This is a genomic window from Marinomonas pontica, from assembly GCF_036322735.1.
GTDB lineage: Bacteria > Pseudomonadota > Gammaproteobacteria > Pseudomonadales > Marinomonadaceae > Marinomonas > Marinomonas pontica.
On record NZ_AP027271.1, the window covers coordinates 634198 to 653559 of the forward strand.

Annotated in this window: 19 protein-coding genes; 10 read left to right on the forward strand and 9 right to left on the reverse strand. The window is 44.8% G+C overall.

Annotated features, from left to right (window positions below):
• Positions 1-48: 48 nt before the first annotated feature.
• Both AABA11_RS02960 and AABA11_RS02965 read left to right on the forward strand, forming a co-directional pair.
• Positions 49-1242 (forward strand): sugar transporter, encoded by a 1194-nt coding sequence (locus tag AABA11_RS02960; protein WP_338265221.1) that lies wholly within the window; start codon positions 49-51, stop codon positions 1240-1242.
• 44 nt (positions 1243-1286) lie between these two features.
• Positions 1287-1442, forward strand: a complete 156-nt coding sequence (locus AABA11_RS02965) for a GGDEF domain-containing protein (protein ID WP_265727299.1) — start codon at positions 1287-1289, stop codon at positions 1440-1442.
• Between the two features lie 32 nt (positions 1443-1474).
• Here the strand turns inward: AABA11_RS02965 and AABA11_RS02970 are convergent, their stop codons facing one another.
• The gene (locus AABA11_RS02970; protein ID WP_338265223.1) at positions 1475-3064 is read right to left on the reverse strand and encodes a methyl-accepting chemotaxis protein; all 1590 of its coding nucleotides are present in this window, start codon (positions 3062-3064) and stop codon (positions 1475-1477) included.
• Between the two features lie 666 nt (positions 3065-3730).
• Here AABA11_RS02970 and cynS point away from each other — a divergent pair.
• From cynS to AABA11_RS02990, 4 genes are all read left to right on the forward strand, one after another.
• On the forward strand, positions 3731-4171 hold the full coding sequence (cynS, locus tag AABA11_RS02975; protein ID WP_265727297.1) for a cyanase: 441 nt from the start codon (positions 3731-3733) through the stop codon (positions 4169-4171).
• A 72-nt stretch (positions 4172-4243) separates the two neighbouring features.
• Positions 4244-5056: a formate/nitrite transporter family protein gene (locus tag AABA11_RS02980; RefSeq protein ID WP_338265225.1), complete on the forward strand. Its 813-nt coding sequence runs from the start codon at positions 4244-4246 to the stop codon at positions 5054-5056.
• A gap of 66 nt (positions 5057-5122) precedes the next feature.
• Positions 5123-6838: a bifunctional protein-serine/threonine kinase/phosphatase gene (locus AABA11_RS02985; protein ID WP_338265227.1), complete on the forward strand. Its 1716-nt coding sequence runs from the start codon at positions 5123-5125 to the stop codon at positions 6836-6838.
• 41 nt (positions 6839-6879) lie between these two features.
• Complete coding sequence (locus AABA11_RS02990; RefSeq protein ID WP_338265230.1) at positions 6880-8109, forward strand: winged helix-turn-helix domain-containing protein; 1230 nt, start codon at positions 6880-6882, stop codon at positions 8107-8109.
• Here AABA11_RS02990 and AABA11_RS02995 read toward each other — a convergent pair.
• A complete protein-coding gene (locus AABA11_RS02995; protein ID WP_338265233.1) occupies positions 8083-8547 on the reverse strand; it encodes an Lrp/AsnC family transcriptional regulator in 465 nt (154 codons plus the stop codon). The genes AABA11_RS02990 and AABA11_RS02995 overlap by 27 nt on opposite strands.
• Positions 8548-8694: 147 nt before the next feature.
• On the opposite strand from AABA11_RS02995, the gene AABA11_RS03000 reads away from it, so the two are divergent.
• Positions 8695-9672, forward strand: a complete 978-nt coding sequence (locus tag AABA11_RS03000; protein WP_338265236.1) for a nucleoside recognition domain-containing protein — start codon at positions 8695-8697, stop codon at positions 9670-9672.
• Between the two features lie 81 nt (positions 9673-9753).
• Here AABA11_RS03000 and kdgR read toward each other — a convergent pair whose 3' ends face one another.
• Together kdgR and kduD are read right to left on the reverse strand one after the other, a co-directional pair.
• A complete protein-coding gene (kdgR, locus tag AABA11_RS03005; protein WP_338265239.1) occupies positions 9754-10536 on the reverse strand; it encodes a DNA-binding transcriptional regulator KdgR in 783 nt (260 codons plus the stop codon).
• An 88-nt stretch (positions 10537-10624) separates the two neighbouring features.
• Complete coding sequence (gene kduD / locus AABA11_RS03010; RefSeq protein ID WP_265727290.1) at positions 10625-11374, reverse strand: 2-dehydro-3-deoxy-D-gluconate 5-dehydrogenase KduD; 750 nt, start codon at positions 11372-11374, stop codon at positions 10625-10627.
• 272 nt (positions 11375-11646) lie between these two features.
• Between kduD and AABA11_RS03015 the strand changes: the two genes are divergently transcribed.
• From AABA11_RS03015 to AABA11_RS03025, 3 genes are all read left to right on the forward strand, one after another.
• Positions 11647-11826, forward strand: coding sequence for an RpiB/LacA/LacB family sugar-phosphate isomerase (locus AABA11_RS03015; RefSeq protein ID WP_338265240.1), 180 nt, complete (start codon positions 11647-11649; stop codon positions 11824-11826).
• A gap of 58 nt (positions 11827-11884) precedes the next feature.
• Complete coding sequence (locus AABA11_RS03020; protein WP_148832222.1) at positions 11885-12922, forward strand: IS110 family RNA-guided transposase; 1038 nt, start codon at positions 11885-11887, stop codon at positions 12920-12922.
• A 298-nt stretch (positions 12923-13220) separates the two neighbouring features.
• Positions 13221-13721, forward strand: coding sequence for an RpiB/LacA/LacB family sugar-phosphate isomerase (locus AABA11_RS03025; protein ID WP_338265245.1), 501 nt, complete (start codon positions 13221-13223; stop codon positions 13719-13721).
• A gap of 116 nt (positions 13722-13837) precedes the next feature.
• On the opposite strand, the gene AABA11_RS03030 is transcribed toward AABA11_RS03025, so the two are convergent.
• The 5 genes from AABA11_RS03030 to rhaI all read right to left on the reverse strand — a co-directional run bounded on the left by AABA11_RS03030 (position 13838) and on the right by rhaI (position 19326).
• Positions 13838-15136 (reverse strand): TRAP transporter large permease, encoded by a 1299-nt coding sequence (locus AABA11_RS03030; RefSeq protein ID WP_338265247.1) that lies wholly within the window; start codon positions 15134-15136, stop codon positions 13838-13840.
• A gap of 2 nt (positions 15137-15138) precedes the next feature.
• Positions 15139-15657, reverse strand: a complete 519-nt coding sequence (locus tag AABA11_RS03035) for a TRAP transporter small permease (protein WP_338265250.1) — start codon at positions 15655-15657, stop codon at positions 15139-15141.
• Complete coding sequence (locus AABA11_RS03040; protein ID WP_265729101.1) at positions 15657-16643, reverse strand: TRAP transporter substrate-binding protein; 987 nt, start codon at positions 16641-16643, stop codon at positions 15657-15659. The genes AABA11_RS03035 and AABA11_RS03040 overlap by 1 nt, the downstream gene beginning before the upstream one ends.
• Positions 16644-16709: 66 nt before the next feature.
• A complete protein-coding gene (gene bglB / locus AABA11_RS03045; protein WP_338265257.1) occupies positions 16710-17828 on the reverse strand; it encodes a beta-galactosidase BglB in 1119 nt (372 codons plus the stop codon).
• 205 nt (positions 17829-18033) lie between these two features.
• A complete protein-coding gene (gene rhaI, locus AABA11_RS03050) occupies positions 18034-19326 on the reverse strand; it encodes an L-rhamnose catabolism isomerase (RefSeq protein WP_338265259.1) in 1293 nt (430 codons plus the stop codon).
• Between the last annotated feature and the right edge of the window lie 36 nt (positions 19327-19362).

Genomic DNA, 19362 nt, shown 5'->3' on the forward strand with positions numbered 1-19362 from the left:
AGTGGACAATAATGCACTTTCAAACAGCTCTCCTTTCTGCAGGTTATCATGACATCACTTTTTACTCCTGAGGATACGGTTTCTCGCCGTGTTCAATACTTGCGTGTTTTCGTGCTGGGTTTCAGTGCGTTTATTTTCAACACAACGGAGTTTGTACCGGTAGGTCTGTTGTCTGATATTGCGCAAAGTTTCTCCATACCACCAGCGCAAGTCGGTTGGATGCTGACCATTTACGCGTGGATAGTCGCGTTGATGTCATTGCCTATGATGTTGCTGACTCGGAAAATGGAGCGCAAGTCGCTGCTGCTAGGTTTGTTCGCCTTGTTCATTGCCAGCCATATTTTGTCGGTTGTGGCGTGGAACTTTACAACGTTATTGATTAGCCGGATTGGTATTGCTTTTGCGCATGCTGTGTTTTGGTCGATTACGGCTTCCATTGCGATTAGGGTGGCGCCCCCTGGCAAACATACCTTTGCCTTGAGTGTGCTCGCAACGGGGACGGGATTGGCCATGGTACTTGGCGTTCCCGCTGGTCGTATTGTTGGGCAACTGATGGGCTGGCGTACCACATTTGCCTTAATTGCGGTGATTGCAGTGATCATCATGCTCGTCATGTTTCGACTATTGCCAAATTTGCCTAGCTTGTTTTCGGGCTCTTTAAGTAAGGTGCCTGAAGTGCTGCGCAATCGTGCCTTGTTGAGCATGTATTTATTCATTTTTGTGGTGTTTTCCGCTCATTACACGGCTTACAGTTATATTGAGCCGTTTTTGAAAGATATCGGGGCGGCAAGCGGACAATTCACCACCGTCATTTTATTGCTATTTGGGATGGCTGGGATTCTAGGCAGTGTGTTGTTCAGCTATTTCGGTGACAGGGCAAATACTCTGATGTTGGTTTCTAGCGTTGTTATTATGACCTTGTGCATGAGCATGTTGTACTTGGTGACGCCACATGATTATTGGTTAATTGGTTGTGTTCTGTTATGGGGCGCGGCTTTGATGATCATTGGATTAAGCATGCAAATTCGTGTGTTAAACGTCGATGACAGTGCGGCGGACATCATCATGTCGTTGTATTCCGGCATTATTAATTTGGGCATCGGCGCTGGAGCGCTAATTGGTGGCCAAGTGATTCAGCTGATTGGCTTGGGCAGTGTAGGGTTTAGCGGTGGTTTATTGGGAATGTGCGCGTTCGTTATTATCATGATGATATTAAAACGCACTAACAGGGTGGCGGAATAACGGAAGATGTTTAGACGCCTTGTTTCGTATTGGTGGCGAAGAATTTGCCGTTTAACAAACCCAATATCCCCAGTTTTACCATCAGTCTAGGCGTAACCGATTATCAAAAATCTGATGATCAAAGCCGAATGGTAAAACGAGCTGACATCTTACTTTATGAAGCCAAAGGGGCTGGGCGTAATAGAGTAATGATAGGTTAGGCTTCCGAATGGAAGCCTAACTAGTCGCACAACTAAATCCGAAAACGGTCAACTAATTTGTTTAGTGCTTGGACGTCGTTGATTAGGCGTTTTTTGATATCAACGGCTTTTTGCGTGTATTCCACATTGGATGACGCGGTTTTGGTGACATCATTCACCTGTTCCGCTATTTCAACGGCTTGATGGTTTTGTTCTTGAATGGACGCGGAGATCTGTTGGTTGGTATGGCTTAGGGTGTTGATTGAATCGATGATGGTTGTGAACATGTCGATTGTGGCTTTTGCTTGCGCAGAGACGCTCTCGGTCAATTTTTGTGAGGCTCGCATGACGTGAGCGGCATCGGCAGAGCCTTTTTGTATGCGTTCAACCACGGTTTCAATTTCCAATGTGGATTCGTGCGTGCGATTCGCAAGGCTACGTACTTCGTCGGCCACCACCGCAAAGCCTCGGCCTGTTTCACCAGCACGAGCAGCTTCAATGGCGGCATTTAGCGCCAATAAGTTGGTTTGCTCAGCTATGCCTCGTATCACATCTAGCACATTACCAATGTTTTGACCGTCATTTTCAAGTGTGGATACCACGGAGGAGGCTTTATCCATTTCCTCTACGACGTTGTGCAGGGATTGCAGTGTTTGCGATAAATTGTTTTGGCCTTTTTTGGAGTTGTCGTTGGCCTCTACTGCCATCTCGCCGCATTTATTGGCGTCGGTGGACACCTCGCTTAATGAGCTTGTCATGGCGTTGACGGCGTTAGCGATTTCATTTGTGCCTTGTTGCTGATGTTTAGAAAGTTGATCTACCTTTTGCAGCGCATCGTCAATTTGGGTGGCAAAGCCTTGGGTAGTGGACACGGTTTTAGACACTTGTTTGATAATAGAATGGACGAGCTCAATAAAACCATTTAGGTTCTTGGCCACTTCGGCCATCTCGTCTTTGCCTGAGCTATCAAGACGAGTGGTAAGGTTACCGTCTTCGCTGTTTAAGCTTTCTAGCACGGTTATCATTTGGTGAAGAGGGCGAATCACTAAGCGATTTGCTGCCACAGCAATAAAGCCTGATATGATAAGCACGATGAGTAAGCTGACGTAGTTATTTAGTTCTACTTTGGTAATGACATTGCTCATGTTGGCCGCACCGATTTCGACCTGGCTATCGCCTTCTTCTTCGAGTTTTTCTATGAAGGCTAATAACGTAACAACATGTTTATCGAATTCTGGAATGGCGTTGGTAGAGATTGCCGTGTTGTCGGAAAGTATCTTTCCTTTTAGCGTTTCCAGTGTGGCGAGATAGTCATCCAGCGTGGTTAGTCCCTTGGAGCTCATTAGGCCAGAGGCTTTCATTCTGCCTAATGCTTCTTGAGTGAATTGATTAGTTGCTAGTATTTTTGCTTTTGCGTCCTTCAGCGTTATTTCATTGTTTATAAAAGCATCCAAGGTAATGATTTGCGATTGGATGCCAATAGTTCCTTCCATTGCGCCATCGGCGGCATCCCATGCATTGCCCGTGATAAAGGTGATTTCTGAGTTGAGTTTTTTTATCGACATAATGCCTAACACGGCATTTCCTAGAACAATGACTACGAATAAAAGTATTCCTAGGTAAATTTTTGTTTTTATCGTCATGAAGCTTATCCACAAAAAATAGGAAGTGATGACGTTTAACTTTAGTTGATAAATAGACTCTCAGGTGCTTTTTTAAGTGAGAATTTGAGTGGGATAACCATCGCTTTTTAAAACGCCAGAGGTGCGTTGTCTTTCACTTCTTTCATTACAAGATGAAGCGTTTGTGTTTAGTCTTGGTGCAAAGGGTGTCTATAAAAAGAGCGTTCTAGTAAGCGTCGTGATCACGATAATGTGCGTTGTTCTGAAGTTTAATCTTGTTAGATGGTTATAGATGTGTTCTACGCATTGATTTTAAAGGATAAAGCGTAAGCGCATTGTTGGATTCTTTTGTTTGGCATTATCTTTGCTAAATAATATATAGGCTCATGTATGTATTGCATGCAGGGGCTTCATAAGTGGCCAATGTCGGTCATCTTAGTCAATGGCATCGTCGCCCGCTACTCATTCTTGTGGTAGCACTCAGTCAGACTCCTTGATAACGGAAGTTGCTGATTAGGGGGAAGGCGTGTCTCTATTTTCTCTCTTTTCTTCTTTCTTAATTAAAGTCGTTTGATGTTGCTGTGTGGATGGCGTCATTGGCAAAACGTGTTTGCTCATGGGTCAGTCATGGGATTCAAGAGGGGCATTTGTTGGCTTTTATCTCGGTCTAATTTTTAGGAGTAGAGAATGAAAAAGATTGATGTAACAGAAGCAATTTTCGCAATTAAGAAAGAGAAAAACCTCACTTGGGAAGCCATTGCTGAGGCTGTCGGTATGACGGACGTTTGGATTACCTCTGCGTGTTTGGGAATGAACAGCTGCACAGAAGAGGTGGCTGAAAAGCTGGTGGCATTTTTGGAATTACCAGCAGAGGCAAAAGCCGTTCTTATGGAATACCCAACTAAAACATGGGACCAAGCCATTCCCCAAGATCCACTGATTTATCGACTGTACGAAGTGGTGGGAGTGTATGGGCCAACATTAAAGGAAGTCATTCAAGAAAAATTTGGCGACGGCATCATGAGCGCAATTGATTTTTCGATGCAGGTCGACAAGGAAGAAAATCCCAAAGGCGATCGCGTTATTTTGACGCTAAATGGGAAATTTTTGCCATACAAGTCGTGGTAACAGCGACGGCTTGAGTGAGAGTGTTTTGATGCAATGTGTTTTCTTTTTTTGTAAAGACGAGAGGGTGAAGAAATGGCTTATATAGAACCAAGTGAATTTGTCACAAAAATGGTCGATGCAGGCGAGCAAAAAGTCTACATGTCGACCAAAGACACCATTATCCGTGCGTTCATGGCGGGGGCGATTTTGGGCTTGGCGGCGATCTTTGCGATTACTGTGGCGACCAAAACAGGCAGTCCATTGTTAGGTGCGATTCTGTTTCCTGTTGGTTTCATCATGCTGTATTTGATGAAGTTCGACTTGCTAACGGGTGTGTTTACTTTAGTGCCATTGGCGTTATTTGATAAGCGCCCTGGCGTGACACCGACGCAAGTGTTGCGTAACTGGGGGTTGGTGTTTATCGGTAATTTTGGTGGTGCGCTGACCACCGCTTTCTTTATGTCGTTCATTTTGACTTACGGTTATTCGACCGACGGCGGTGAACTGGCTGCGAAAGTGAGCACCATTGGCGAATCTCGTACTTTGGGTTATCAGTCTCATGGCGCAGGCGGTTGGTTTACGATTTTTATCCGCGGAATGTTGTGTAACTGGATGGTGTCGATGGGCGTAGTTGGTGCAATGATCTCGACCTCGGCGGGAGCCAAAATGGCTGCTATGTGGATGCCTGTCATGCTGTTCTTTTTCATGGGCTTTGAGCACTCCATTGTAAACATGTTCTTGTTTCCATTCTCTATGATCATGGGCGGTGAATTCACGTTTATGGATTACTTGATTTGGAATGAAATCCCAACGGTATTAGGGAATTTGGCCGGTGGTTTGTTATTGGTTGGTCTGCCGCTTTACCTAACGCATGTGAAAACATCCGTATCTCGAAAATTGGCGTAATTCGCTTTAGGGAAGCTCTGTAGACGTAAAAGGTTTGCAGGGCTTTTTTGATGTCAGGAAGGGAACATGAACACACTGAAAGTCAGCGTTGGTTACGCCACAGACAAGGGCAAAAAATCCTCGAATCAAGATTTTGTTGGTGCTCATAACCCTGATGAACCTATGTTGACCAGCAGAGGCGTAGCATGTGTGATGGCCGATGGCATCAGCTCCAGCCAAGTCAGTCAAGCCGCCAGTGAGTTTGCGGTGACGCGATTTTTAGACGACTACTACCGGACATCTGAAGCTTGGTCGGTCAAATCCTCTGGTGATAAAGTGGTGAAATCCATTAATGCTGCTTTGTATGCTCAGTCGCAACATGGCCCGAATCGATTTGATAAAGACAAAGGCTATGTTTGTACCTTTAGTGCACTTGTGATTTGTTCTAATACAGCTCATCTTTTTCATTTGGGTGACAGCCGAATCTATCGATGGGCCGACGGCAAACTGGAGCAACTGACTCAGGACCATCGCCGAGCGGTCTCTGCAGGTGAGAGTTATCTCACTCGCGCTTTGGGCATTGAACCTGTTCTGGAATTGGACTACCACACTGTACCGATCAACAAAGACGACACGTTTATCATGGCAACGGATGGCGTGTATGAGTTTGTGGATGCAGAGTACATATCAGCAGTAATTACCGACGCAGACAGTTTGGAAGGTGCGGCTGATGCCATTGTGGCGCAGGCACTTGAGAACGGCAGCGATGATAATCTGAGTATTCAGATCGCTAGAGTGGAGCAGGTTCCAAGTTATCAATTGGAAGACGTACCGCAGAACGTCAGTCTCTTGCCTTTACCTCCCCCATTAAGAGAGCGTATCGAGTTCGATGGCTATGAAATAGTGCGTTCACTTTATGTGAGTAGTCGCAGTCATGTTTATTTGGCACGCGATATGGACATCAATGGTCTGGTTGTTATCAAAACACCTTCGGCAGAACTCAGTAACGACATCACGTACTTAGAAAATTTTATGTTAGAAGACTGGATCGCCAAGCGCTTGGACAACCCACACGTTGTCAAAGCCATTGAATCGCCGCGTCCGCGCCAGTATTTGTATTTAGTGACGGAATACGTCGAAGGTCAGTCTCTCAGTCAGTGGATGATTGACAATCCCAAACCCGCTTTAGAGCAAGTGCGTACTATCATTTCGCAAATAGCCAGTGGTCTCCAAGCTTTTCATCGAAAAAGCATGATTCATCAAGACATTAGACCTGCGAACATCATGATTGATAAACACAACACAGTGAAAATTATTGATTTTGGTTCGACTCACATTGCAGGCGTTAGCAACACGCAGGACGAAGAAGTGCTGCGCGGTACGATGCGCTATTCAGCGCCGGAATACTTTCTTGGTCATGCTGGGTCTCAGCGTTCCGATATTTATGCCTTGGGTGTGATCGCCTATCAAATGTTGTCTGGGAATCAGTTCCCTTACAGCCCTAAAATAGCTCAAGCTAGAAGCATAAAGGCTCAGCAACGTTTACGGTACCGCAGTGTGATTACCGAAGAATCGGAATTGCCAGTGTGGATAGACGACGCACTGCATAAAGCATTGAGCATTAATCCACTGAAACGATACGAAGAAGTCTCTGAATTTGTCTACGATCTGCACCATCCAAATCAAATTTTTCTAGAGCGAACTCGTCTTCCCTTGATACGTCGTAATCCGGTTATGTTTTGGCAAGGTGTGTCTTTTACCTTATTTCTTGTTATCGTTTTTCTTGTGGCTCAAATGCAATAATGTCCTAGGAATGGCAAACAATAATCATAAGGCACCTCTTCATGATCGAACTGACAACCCCTAAAGACGCAGTACGTCTGCGCCGTCTTGCTTTGTCATCACAAGGTTTGACACAGTCACATTCATTTGGCCGTGGTGTCGCTGGGGCACGTAAAGCCATTGCGCATTTAGGGTATGTGCAGATCGATACCATTTCTGTGGTTGAGCGGGCGCATCTTCATGTTCTGCATTCAAGGGTGCCGACGTTTGAGCCTGCGATGTTAGATCAGCTCTTGGTTGGGGGCGATGTGTTTGAATATTGGTCGCACGCAGCGGCTTTTTTACCCATCGAAGATTATCGTTTTTCTTTGCCTTACAAGCAGGCCATTAAAAGTGGCCAAACCCACTGGAATAAAAATCCAGACCGCACATTGATGGCTGAGTTGTTAGATCGAATCCGCAAGGAAGGGCCGTTGCGCTCGCGGGATGTTGAAGCGACAACGACCAATCGCGCCGGTTGGTGGGACTGGAAGCCGGCTAAAAAAGCCCTTGAGCAATTGTTCATGGAAGGCGATTTGATGGTGAAAGATCGAGTTGGTTTTCAGAAAAATTACGATCTCACCGAACGCGTTTTACCGAATAACGTCAGTACCGTAATGCCTAGTGTAGAAGAGTTCGCAGCGCACATGTTGGATCAGCAGCTTCGATGTCATGGTGTTGTGTCATTAAAAGGGACAACCTATTTACGCCGTCATACTGGTTTACGGCAAACAATGAAGGAATTGTTAAAAGAGCGAATGGCGCAAGGCAGTTTAGAGCAAGTTCAGTTGAGCAACGGCGAGGTGTATTTTATTGAAACAGGCGCTTTAGAACGTAGACTACCCATTGTCAGTAAGCGTTTACTTATACTTTCACCCTTTGATAATAGTGTGATTCAGCGTGATCGACTCAAAAACCTGTTTCAATATGACTATCAAATAGAATGTTATGTACCTGAGCCAAAGCGTCAGTATGGCTACTTTTCATTGCCCCTGTTGTACCAAGACCGATTTATTGGCCGCATGGATTGCAAAGCCCATCGAAAAGAACGTCGCCTCGAAATCAAGTTTCTGCATATAGAGTCTTTATTTGAAGAAAATGCCCTGACGGATGAGTTTCTGCAGGCTTTCGTAAGCGGTATCAAGTTATTCAACTCATTCCAACAATGTGATTCTGTGACGCTGACATCAGTTGAACCTAAGCGTTTTGCTCAGCCTCTACGTAACCTATTCGTTCAAATGTATCTCGGTTGAGGATTTTACAGTTCGAAGTGATACCGAGGTTTGGAATTTTCGGATGTTGGCTTCTGTGTGTAGTACCCGATCAACAAAGCTTTCATAAGCCTGAATGTCTGGCACAGTGACGACCATCATAAAATCATATCCGCCTGTGATTTGGTAGCAATGCCTCACTTCTGCCGCTTTGCTGATGACGCGTTTAAAGTCGTCATACACATCTTTTCGATCCCGCTCCATTTCTACCGACACCAGAAGCGTCAATTTATTGCCGCTCAGTTCAGGGTTCACAATAGCAACGTCACCGATGATGATGTTGTCATCTCTCAGGCGTTTTACCCTTTTGTGGCAAGCGGGTGGCGACAGACCTACTTCTTCAGCCAGCTCAACATTTGCGATGCGATTATTACGCTGCAAGATGACTAGGATTTTCCGGTCAATTTTGTCTAGTTCCATAAATTTCTCAAAATAACAGTTATACGGCTGAAAATTTCTTAATGGCTTTTATATTAAAAATATTTAGCGTTATCAATGATAAAATTGATCAACATATTTCTTCTTATCTCAATAGACTTCATCCATACATTGTTTGGAGCAAGAAAAGTGAATAAACGCATATCCCATTGGGTTGGATTTTTGTGGAGTGGTCTCTGGAAAGAGATTATTGAAGTCACGTGGACGCTTTATAAGATCATGATTCCGATGATTATCCTGATCAAGGTGATTGAAGAGTTTGGTGGTATAGAGCTGTTAAGTAACTGGTTGAGCCCTGTTATGTCATTGGTTGGCTTGCCCAGCGAAATGGGGTTGGTGTGGGCAACAACACTGGTGACCAATATGTACGCTGGGCTTGTGGTCTTTATGAGTTTGGATGCCGACTTAACCGTCGCTCAAGTCTCTATTTTAGGAACGTTATTGCTGCTCGCACATTCATTGCCAGTAGAGGTGGCGGTGGCTAAAAAAGCTGGAGTAGGTATTGTTGCGACACTATTGATTCGTCTGGGTGGTGGTTTATTAATGGGTTGGATACTTCATCACATTTATCAAAGTGGAGATCTATTAAACACAACTGCTCAGACTGTTTGGAAACATACACCAACCAGTGATCCTAGCTATATGGCCTGGGCGCTTGACCAACTCCAAAGCCTTGCGATGATTTTTGTGGTAATCGCTGCGTTAATGACACTGTTACGTTTGCTGAAATTACTTGGCATCGAAAAACTCATGGCAATATTGCTTAAGCCGATTTTGTCTGTGCTGGGCATCAGCCGAGAAGCAACAAACTTAACGATTGTTGGTATCACGCTAGGCGTTTCATTTGGTGGCGGTTTGCTTATTAACGAAGCAAAACGAGGGCACATTTCCCCTCGGGATATTTTTGTCGCCATGATGCTTCTCAATCTACTTCATAGCTTGATTGAAGATACCCTGCTGATTCTATTGATTGGTGCGGACTTTATGACCATTTTTTGGGGGCGGATAGTGTTTGCAGTGATAGTGATTGGGGTTTTAGTCTTTGTGCTTAAGAGAATGGATGAGAGAACATGTCGAAAATACTTGTATAAGAAAATAAGTACTTAGAACCAGTAATGGTGGGTTTTAAAGTGTGGTCGATTAGGCGGATAAAATCCGCCTAATCCGTTTTCTAGTTATGTTCACAAGCTATTTTTTGTAGCCTAGCTTCTGAGAAATGCTGCTTGCTGCGTCTTGTAGCAAGCTAACGTACTGATCGAATTTTTCACTAGAGTGGCGCAATGTCGGGAAGGATACGCTGAGCCCAGCGATAACATTGCCCAGTCGGTCGTATATAGGAGCCGCGATGCAACGAAGTCCTTCTTCTTGTTCTTCATTATCGACGCCATAGCCCTGGCTTTTCACCTCTTTTAATTCTTCCAATAGTGAATCAACAGAGACATGGGTCTTTGCAGTGGAAGGAATAAAGTCCACTTTTTCAAAGATTTGTCTGATATCGCTTTCAGAACGTTCTGCTAAAAGCACTTTACCAATCGCTGTTGAGTATAATGGGTTACGCCCGCCAATGCGTGACTGCATTCGTAAGTTATATTGCGCATCGACTTTGTAGATATAGATAATACTATCCCCATCACGTACGCCTAAATGCAGAGCTTCTTTTGTTTTCTCGCCAATACTTGACATGTAAGGCTCGGTCAGAGACACCAGATCAACGTATTCCAAGGCTTTTGAACTGACTTCAAATAATTTTAGCGTTAGCCAATAACGGTCATCGTCGCCTTCTTGGGAAACAAATCCCAGCATTTTCATGGTTTGTAGGAAACGATAGACAGTGCTCTTTGAGCTCATGACTATTTGAGATAATTCTGTAATACCAAGCGACTTGTGTTCAGCTAAAGCCGTGATAATGGCGAATATCTTCATCACAGATGAAACAGGTTCAATTTGCAGGGCGTTTTCTTCGTTCTTCATAAGTTTCATTTTTTTTGAAATGGGATTTTGTCTATTTACTATATGACATTTTTTTATTCAACAACACCCCATCCCATATAAATGAACGTTAACGTGCAAGCCAACCACCATCGACGGCAATAGTATAGCCGTGAACATAACGAGAGGCTTCTGATGCCAAAAAAACGATAGGGCCTGCCATGTCTTTTGGTGTTCCCCAACGGGCGGCAGGGATTCTACCTAGAATTTCTTCAGACCGGTTCTCGTCGGCTCTTAATGCTTCAGTATTGTTGGTTGCCATGTAGCCTGGCGCGATGGCATTGACATTGATGCCATGTTTTGCCCATTCGTTAGCGAGTGACTTTGTTATGCCCATGACGGCACTTTTCGAGGCCGTATATGAAGGCACTCGAATTCCGCCTTGGTAAGAGAGCATAGAAGCGATGTTAATAATATTGCCTGACGTACCTTGAGCAATAATGTGTTTAGCAAAGCCTTGGGACATAAAGAAGAGTGCTTTGATATTGAGGTTCATCACCTCATCCCAGTCTTGTTCGGTAAAATCTAATGCATCATTACGACGAATTATGCCGGCATTGTTGACAAGTATGTCGACTTTTCCAAAGGCTGTAATCGCCTCTTTCAGAATACGGTCAACACTGTCCATTTTGCTCATATCTGCATTTACGTTGTGAAATTTCCGGCCTGTTTTTTGTACCAAATCAGCTGTTTCTGCAGGGTTACTTCTGTTCACGCCGACGATGTCTGCGCCTGCGTTTGCTAGTGCTAGCGCCATGCCTTGTCCCAGACCTGTATTGCATCCAGTGACAATGGCGACTTTACCCGTCAGATCGAACATAGTACTTCCTCTTTATTATATTGATAGCAGCATACATCGCGGCAGCTCTTAATCTTGTAGAGCAATACTAGAAGAACAATTTGGAAATAACAATCTTAAATTTATTTTAATGAAACAATGTTTTGATTTTATTTTTGTGTTTTGTGAAAAATATTGAATATTGTTTTTCTATTGGTATAGTGGAGAGAGTATGACTTATTAATTCAGGGCTGCGACACCGTAGTCTCTACAACAATAATCACTGAGAATTATTCAGACAGAATTAGGAGAAAATGATGAAAATTGCATTAATGATGGAGAACAGCCAAGCAGGCAAAAATGCGACTATCTTGGAGCAGCTCAATACTGCGGTTGAGCCATTTGATCATGATGTATTTAATGTCGGAATGGATGGCGAGAACGATCATCATCTAATGGAATGGTCCACCCCGCCCCATATCGGCTTCAAATGAGCCATGATGAAGTGAGTTGTGTGAACAATGTCATTCATCAAAAGAAACGGAGCGAACCATGAACGAGCATAGCAAAAAAGGCCAGGTATGTACTCTCGGAGTTGATTTGAGCAAAACCAGCTTTCAATTGCACGGCGTAGATAACCATGGGAAGGTGGTTTTCAGAAAAAAGCTCAGCCGTAGCAAGCTGTTACCCTGCATCGCTAATCTTCCACCTTGTGTCATTGGCATTGAAGCCTGTGGCGGTGCGCATTATTGGTGCCGTCAATTTACGGCCTTGGGGCATTCGGTTCGTATTATTGCCCCTCAATTTGTTAAACCCTATGTCAAATCAAACAAGAATGATGCCGCAGATGCAGAGGCAATTTGTGAAGCGATCCAGCGCCCGAGTATGCGCTTTGTGCCTACGAAAAGTATTGAGCAACAGGACATCCAGAGCATTCACCGTGTGCGTAGCCAAGCGGTTGCCCGAAGAACGGCGCAAGCCAATCAGATCAGGGGGCTACTGATAGAATACGGCATTATCATTCCCAAGGGGATTTCTTATGTTCGAAAACACATCCCCCTTATTCTCGAAGAGAGAGACAATGGATTAAGTGATGTATTTCGGGCCTTGCTCAGCACGCTCTACGATGAGATGGTTCATTTAGATGATCGGATTGAGGCACTTGAGTTACAACTGGCAACCATCGCCAAAAACCATGACGATTGCCAACGTTTGCTCACCATTCCGGGCGTCGGCCTGTTGAGCGCCACCGCACTGATCGCGGCGATTAGTGATGTGACCGTGTTCAAAAACGGCCGTGAGCTGGCCGCTTGGCTTGGGCTGGTGCCTAGACAACATTCCACCGGAGGAAAACCCACCTTGCTCGGCATCAGTAAGCGAGGGGATACCTATCTAAGAACCTTGATGATCCATGGTGGCAGGACGGTTGTCAGGGTGGCCGACAAACATGATGATCGCCGTAATCGTTGGGTGAAGGAGCTTGATAACCGCCGTGGTAAGAATATTTCAGCCGTTGCGGTCGCCAATAAAAATGCGCGTATTGCTTGGGCGGTCTTGAGTAAAAAGGAATCTTATCAGGCAGCAGCCTGATCCCGACCGAGTTGGTCATGAGATGCAAAGAAAAGTTAAACAGAAAAGCGGTTAACAAGGTAGATCAGCAACGAGTTGCGTGGATAAAGTACAAGTGATGGCATAAAAGGTAAGACCTGCGTTCCTAAAACCTGCTAGGGTCTAGGGCTCATAGAGGCCGATCATCTGATGAGGTAGGAGCGAGCGAATTCCATCAGGGCCAGAGGTTACAAAAACCTCAGTTAAAGGCCGGATATATGGAAGCAATATCTTTCTGTCATACCAGTAACTTTATCTTGCATCGCGGGATGGACCATATATGACTTATATCCACTTAGGCATCATGGCAAGTCTGTTGTTGAATTCAAAAGCGGTGGACTTTGTTGTTTCTGGCTGTGGTACAGGGCAGGGCGCCATGATGTCATTAAACGCTCATCCAGGCGTGGTATGTGGTTATTGCTTGGAACCATCTGACGCGTTTCTGTTTAATCAAATCAACAATGGTAATGCTATTGCTATGGCGTTCGCTAAAGGATTTGGTTGGGCGGCAGAATTGAATGCTCGCTACATTTTCGAAAAAGCATTCTCAGGTCCTCGTGGGCAGGGCTATCCAGTAGAGAGAAGAGAGCCACAAGTGAAGAATGCGGGTATCCTTCATCAAGTGAAAGCGGCGACAATGAAAGACAGCTATTTGGATGGGTTAAAAGCGATGGATCAAGAATTGGTTCGCACTGCCGTGGCAGGAAGTCGCTTCCAGCAATGCTTCTTTGACAATAACCAAAATCCAGAGATCGAAGCTTACGTACGCTCACTGATTTAATCCAAGCATTACTCACCAGCTTTCAAAAATAAAGGCGCTTCAGTAATGAAGCGCCTTTATTGTTTCCCATTCTTTTGTTTCAAACGATTTTTAATCGAGTTGTTAGTTTTATGTCCTCATAGACCGAAGAACTTCGGTAAGAATAGCGTGATGACAGGCACGTAGGAGATCAGCGCGAGTAAGCTAAATAGAACGAAGTAGAAAGGCGCGAGCGCGACGATGACTTTTTCGACTTTAACTTTGGCAACGGTTGCGCCGACGAATAGTCCTGTGCCGACTGGCGGTGTGATCGTGCCGATGGCTAGGTTGAATACCATGACAACACCGAAGTGCACAGGGTCGTAGCCAACTTTCATGGCAATCGGCAGCAAAATCGGCGTGAAGATCAAGATTGCCGGTCCAATGTCCATAAAGCAGCCAATAACCAGTAATAAAATATTAATGATCAGCATGACCATGATTGGGTCGTTAGAAATCCCTAGGATCAAAGCCGATATCGCTGCCGGAATACCTGTGAATGCCATGGCAAAGGACAAGGTAGCAGATGCCGCTAAGAGCAACATGATGGTGCCAGTAATGTGCGATGTTTCGATTAGGAACTTAGGCAAAGCGCGAAGCGGGGTGGTTTTATGGATGAAGAATGCCAAAATCATGGTGTAAATGACTGCAATACCTGATGCTTCTACTGGCGTCACTACACCCATAACAATCCCACCAATAATAAACACGATGAGAAACAAACTAGGAATGGCATCAAGAGTTATCTTAATGGCTTCTTTAAAGGGGACTCGATCTGACAATGGGTACTTGTGTTTTTTGGCAATAATAACCGTGACGAGCACTAACCCTAGTGCCCAAATAACACCTGCTACAGCGCCGCCTAAAAACAAGGCTGCGACAGACGTACCACCGGAAATTAATGAGTAAATGATAAAGGCTGTGGTGGGTGGCACCAACATGCCTGTTGGGGCAGAGGCAATATTCACTGCTGCTGCAAAGGATCTGTCATAGCCTTCTTTGGCTTGAATCGGCACCATGACGCTACCAATTGAAGTCGACGCCGCAATGGCAGAGCCTGAAATACAGCCAAATAATACGTTACCCGCGATGTTAGTTTGCGCTAAAGAGCCAGGAATGCGTCCCGCGAGCAGTTTGGCGAAATTAACCAAGCGAATGGCAATGCCGCCGGAGTTCATAATGACACCAGAGAGAATGAAAAACGGTACGGCTAACAGAGAAAAACTGTCTAAGCTCGCCACCATTTTTTGGGCAGAAGTAAACAGTGCCATGTCCACAGGCACCATCATGGTGACAGCGGCTAATGACGAGGCAACCAAGGAAATGGCCAGTGGTAACCCCAAAAGAGACAGGATAGAAAACGTAATAATGAGTACAAGGCTCGCTTCACCCGCCATGTTTATTCTCCCATGCTTAGTGGTTGATCGATATCAGAGTCAGTCTTGGTGTTCATTGGCTCTTTTAATACATCAATCAAATTCAAAATAGCGTACAAAATCAGCAATACTCCGCAGACGGGTAAAGCCGCGTAAAAACTCGACATCGGCATTTGAAGTACAGCTGTGAGTTGTTTCGAAGCGATTTGCATGCTGTGTAAACCGCCCAGAATCAGTACATAGATGCTGAAGATAATAAAACTGATAGGGACTAACATCTTAAGGAGTTTTTGAAATCTACCGCGCGAAATATCGCGCAGTAGATCAATGGCCATATGAGAACCGCGGCCAGCAGAATAAGCAGCTCCTAATAGAGACAACCAGACCAATCCTAACCTTAGTAACTCTTCGGTATAAGTCGAAGGGTCGTTGAATACATAGCGGCTGATTACCTGCCAGCTAAGTATCACGACCATACTAAGGAGTAAGAAAGAACACGTTGTCCCTAGACAGATGTCTAAGAAACGTCTTATTTTTGGCATTATTTTGACTCCGCTTGCTGGCGGATTGCCTGATAAACCTTATATTTTGCCGGATCGGATTTTAGCTCGTCATACATCGGCTGAACCGCCGCTTGAAACTCGCTAACATCTGGGTAATAAAAGGTGACGCCAAATTGTTTTTCACTCATGGTTTTTGCGTCGTTAACGGCTTTTGTCCATGCTTTCTTTTGGAACTCTGTAGATTCTTGTGCCGCTTCTTTAACCGCTTTACGCTGATCTGGCGTCAAGCGATCCATGGTGGCTTTAGATATCAAAACGATATCAGGTACACGAGAATGCACATCGTAAGAGTAATGCTTAGCTACTTCGGCATGACGGGCAATTGTTAGGGCAAACTCGTTATTCTCTGCACCATCTAGTACGCCTTGTTGAATCGACGAATAGACATCAGCTTGGCCCATAGCGATAGGCGAGCCACCCAGCATTTTGACCATTTTAATGGAGGTTGGGCTTTGCATGACGCGAATTTTTAGACCTTTTAGATCCTCGACATTGCGGATGATTTTTTCTGAGGTATAGAAGCTACGAGCACCACTGTCGTAATAGGTTAGTCCCAAAATACCTTCGTCTTTTGATGACTCATAAATCGGTGTGGTGATTTTTGGGTTATCCATTACATTGTAGAAATGCTCTTGGCTATCAAACAAGTAAGGCATAGAGAAGACACCATACACAGGAGCGAAGCTTTCCATTAGGCCGCCACTGACTTTGGTCATGTCCAGTAGGCCCGCTTGTAGTAGCTCGACCATTTCACGTTCGCCACCTAATTGGCTGTCAGGGAAAAAGGTGACAGTGACATCGCCTTTGGTTTTTTGATCAACCAACTCGGCAAATTTCTTCATCGCTTCCACGGTTGGTGTCGCGTTACTCGCGTAGCCAAAACGTAAGTTCTCTGCGTAAGCGGATGCCGACGCTAGCCCTAAGCTAATTAGGGTAAGTGCTGTGGTAAATAGTTTAGTTTTCATTTTCTTATCCTTCTTATGTTTATTTTTTTCTTAAGAAATTGATAGCGGAGTTTCCTTTAACCTCAGCTAGATATAGCGACGCAAATATTCGCTAAGACATAAAATCGCCATTGCTTGCCCGTAAGGCATAGAGGTGATTTTAATGTTTTTGTAATACTCTAAATCGTCGCCCATGGCGGTACCAAATGAGGTATTTTGCAGCTCGCCTTGCGCGTCAATGTTGCCATAGACCGCTTTGATGGCTTTTTCCGCAACAGGTAAATAGTCACTAGAGAGATAGCGTTTGCGAACGGCTTTTAAAATGCCATAGGCAAATCCTGCGGAGGCAGAGGCTTCTAGATAAGTGCTGCTATCGTCTAGTAATGTGTGCCAGAGGCCGTCACTGTGTTGTAGTTCGCTCAGGGCTTTGACTTGGCGTTCTAAAGTAGACAATAAGAAGCGGCGAATCGGATCGTTTTCAGCCAAATCCAATAATTCAATGAATTCTGGAATGACGATAGTGATCCAGCTATTACCGCGGGCCCACAAGGCTTCGGCAAAGTTGTGGTTGCCTTCGAACGTCCAGCCGTGGAACCATAGGCCGCTTTTGGTATCCATCAGATATTGGATATGAGTCAGAAACTGGTATTTTGCTTCTTCCACATAATCAGGCTTATTGAGCAATTTACCGATTTTAGCGAGCGGTAAAACACTCATCATTAAGGTGTCGTCCCACATTTGATTGTGGTTCACGCTGTTATAAACAATGTGCTGAAGACCGCCTTCTTGTACGCGCGGCATTTCGTACATGACCCATTCTGCCCATTCTTCCAGATAAGGAATCCAGGACTCTTTTGGCGTACGTTCATGCAAACAAGCCAGCGTTAAAAAGGGCGCAACCGTGTTGATATTTTTGGTTGGCGTGCCTTCGCTAAGGCGCTGTTCGAACCAGTCGTAAATGATTTTTAGCGTGGCTGGATTATTGGTTATTTGCCAATATTTAAACAAGCCATACAAGCCAATGCCATGGGTCCATTCCCAGCCTGCCCAGCCTTTGGTGTCGATCACTCGGCCGTCTTCAAGACGTAGCAGAAAGTCACCAGTAGTATCTTCAATATTGATGAGGTTGTGAGTCAAAAGATCGATTGCCTCGACGACTTGATCGCGTGAAACAACATGCTTCTTTTCTCTTAGTAATTCATGCATTTTCAATCCTTTTCTTATTTTTGTACTTTGCCATCTGCTAACTCAATATAAGCGACAAGGCATTATCTTGAAACAAATGATTTTATTTTATTTTTATTTTAAATAATTTTAATAAAACATTGTTTCTAAAATGTATTTGATCAAAAAAATATAGCCTCATTTGAAAGCTATATTTTTTAATCGCTCGCTCTTTTTATCTGTTTTACTACACAATCCCTGAGCCAGTTTTATTTGGATCTGCTGGACGAGCCTTAGCGACGGCAGCACGGTAGCCACTTGCTCGGTAGCAGCTAACAGGGTCGATGGCACCACCTGCCTGTAAACGGGCCATTTGTAAGATTGGCTCAACGTCCAAGTTATAGGCTTGCTTCAAGCTGGCCTGTGCCATCATTGGGTCGTTTGCTTCTTGGTATTGAGTTAAGGCTTCGCGATCTACTAATAAGCTTTTCACAAAAGCGCGCTGCACTTCGGCCGCACTGTACATCAAACTTTCCACAGGGTCGGTCACGTTGTGTGATTGATCCAGCATGTAAAATGGGCTGTACGCAGGATCTTGGCTGCGGATGTCTGTTAGTTCATTGAAGATCAAAAACAATTGATAAGGATTGATAGAGCCGCTGTCCAAATCATCATCACCGTATTTACTGTCGTTGAAATGGAACCCGCCAAGCTTGCCGAATTGCGCAAGACGGCTAACGATCATTTCAATATTGACGTTCGGTGCATGGTGACCCAAATCCACCAGAGACAAACAACGCTCGCCGGTTTCTTTCGCGGCAAGGTAGCTGCTGCCCCAATCCTGAATCACGGTCGAGTAGAATGCAGGCTCAAAAATTTTATGTTCCAACAGCATGTTCCAGTCGTCTGGCAGGCTGTTGTATACCTCTTTGATGCTTTCTAAATAATGCGTGAAGCTGTTTTTAAAGTGTTGTTGGCCAGGGAAGTTGGAGCCATCGCCCACCCAAACGGTTAGTGCTTTAGAACCGAGCTTTTGGCCAAGTTCGACGACATCGATATTGTGCGCAATGGCTTGTTCGCGTACGGCTTTGCTGGTGTGCGTCAAACTACCGAATTTGTACGATTCTTCCTGACCGATTTGATCTTGAAATGTGTTGGAATTCATCGCATCAAAGTGCAAACCGTATTGTTCTGCGTACTGGCGAAGCTCTTTTGGATCTTTTGGTCTGTCCCAAGGAATATGCAGAGAAACGGCAGGAGTGGCTTGTGACAGTTGTTGGATAACAGAACAATCATCTAGCTTTTCGAAAATATTGCGTGGCTCGCCTAAGCCTGGGAAGCGAGCGAAGCGCGTGCCACCTGTGCCAACACCCCAAGATGGAACAGCGACGGTAAATTGCTTAGCTTGCTCTAAAATAGTGTCGATTTTCACACCGGAGCGATCCAGTTTTTCCGCCAGCGCATTGTAATCGCTAGTAACCGCTGCTTCTTGTTTGGCGTTTTGCTCTTGCAGCAAGTTTTGATCAATAAGTTGTTTCATGGTGAATCCTTTTTATTGTTCTTTTTTGTCTAGGTT

Bases quoted from the DNA above. Each gene is read 5' to 3' on its own strand.
- AABA11_RS02960 (WP_338265221.1), top strand. From the start codon at position 49: ATGACATCACTTTTTACTCCTGAGGATACGGTTTCTCGCCGTGTTCAA.
- AABA11_RS02970 (WP_338265223.1), bottom strand. From the start codon at position 3,064: ATGACGATAAAAACAAAAATTTACCTAGGAATACTTTTATTCGTAGTC.
- cynS (WP_265727297.1), top strand. From the start codon at position 3,731: ATGAAAAAGATTGATGTAACAGAAGCAATTTTCGCAATTAAGAAAGAG.
- AABA11_RS02980 (WP_338265225.1), top strand. From the start codon at position 4,244: ATGGCTTATATAGAACCAAGTGAATTTGTCACAAAAATGGTCGATGCA.
- AABA11_RS02985 (WP_338265227.1), top strand. From the start codon at position 5,123: ATGAACACACTGAAAGTCAGCGTTGGTTACGCCACAGACAAGGGCAAA.
- AABA11_RS02990 (WP_338265230.1), top strand. From the start codon at position 6,880: ATGATCGAACTGACAACCCCTAAAGACGCAGTACGTCTGCGCCGTCTT.
- AABA11_RS02995 (WP_338265233.1), bottom strand. From the start codon at position 8,547: ATGGAACTAGACAAAATTGACCGGAAAATCCTAGTCATCTTGCAGCGT.
- kdgR (WP_338265239.1), bottom strand. From the start codon at position 10,536: ATGAAGAACGAAGAAAACGCCCTGCAAATTGAACCTGTTTCATCTGTG.
- kduD (WP_265727290.1), bottom strand. From the start codon at position 11,374: ATGTTCGATCTGACGGGTAAAGTCGCCATTGTCACTGGATGCAATACA.
- AABA11_RS03015 (WP_338265240.1), top strand. From the start codon at position 11,647: ATGATGAAAATTGCATTAATGATGGAGAACAGCCAAGCAGGCAAAAAT.
- AABA11_RS03020 (WP_148832222.1), top strand. From the start codon at position 11,885: ATGAACGAGCATAGCAAAAAAGGCCAGGTATGTACTCTCGGAGTTGAT.
- AABA11_RS03025 (WP_338265245.1), top strand. From the start codon at position 13,221: ATGACTTATATCCACTTAGGCATCATGGCAAGTCTGTTGTTGAATTCA.
- AABA11_RS03030 (WP_338265247.1), bottom strand. From the start codon at position 15,136: ATGGCGGGTGAAGCGAGCCTTGTACTCATTATTACGTTTTCTATCCTG.
- AABA11_RS03035 (WP_338265250.1), bottom strand. From the start codon at position 15,657: ATGCCAAAAATAAGACGTTTCTTAGACATCTGTCTAGGGACAACGTGT.
- AABA11_RS03040 (WP_265729101.1), bottom strand. From the start codon at position 16,643: ATGAAAACTAAACTATTTACCACAGCACTTACCCTAATTAGCTTAGGG.
- bglB (WP_338265257.1), bottom strand. From the start codon at position 17,828: ATGCATGAATTACTAAGAGAAAAGAAGCATGTTGTTTCACGCGATCAA.
- rhaI (WP_338265259.1), bottom strand. From the start codon at position 19,326: ATGAAACAACTTATTGATCAAAACTTGCTGCAAGAGCAAAACGCCAAA.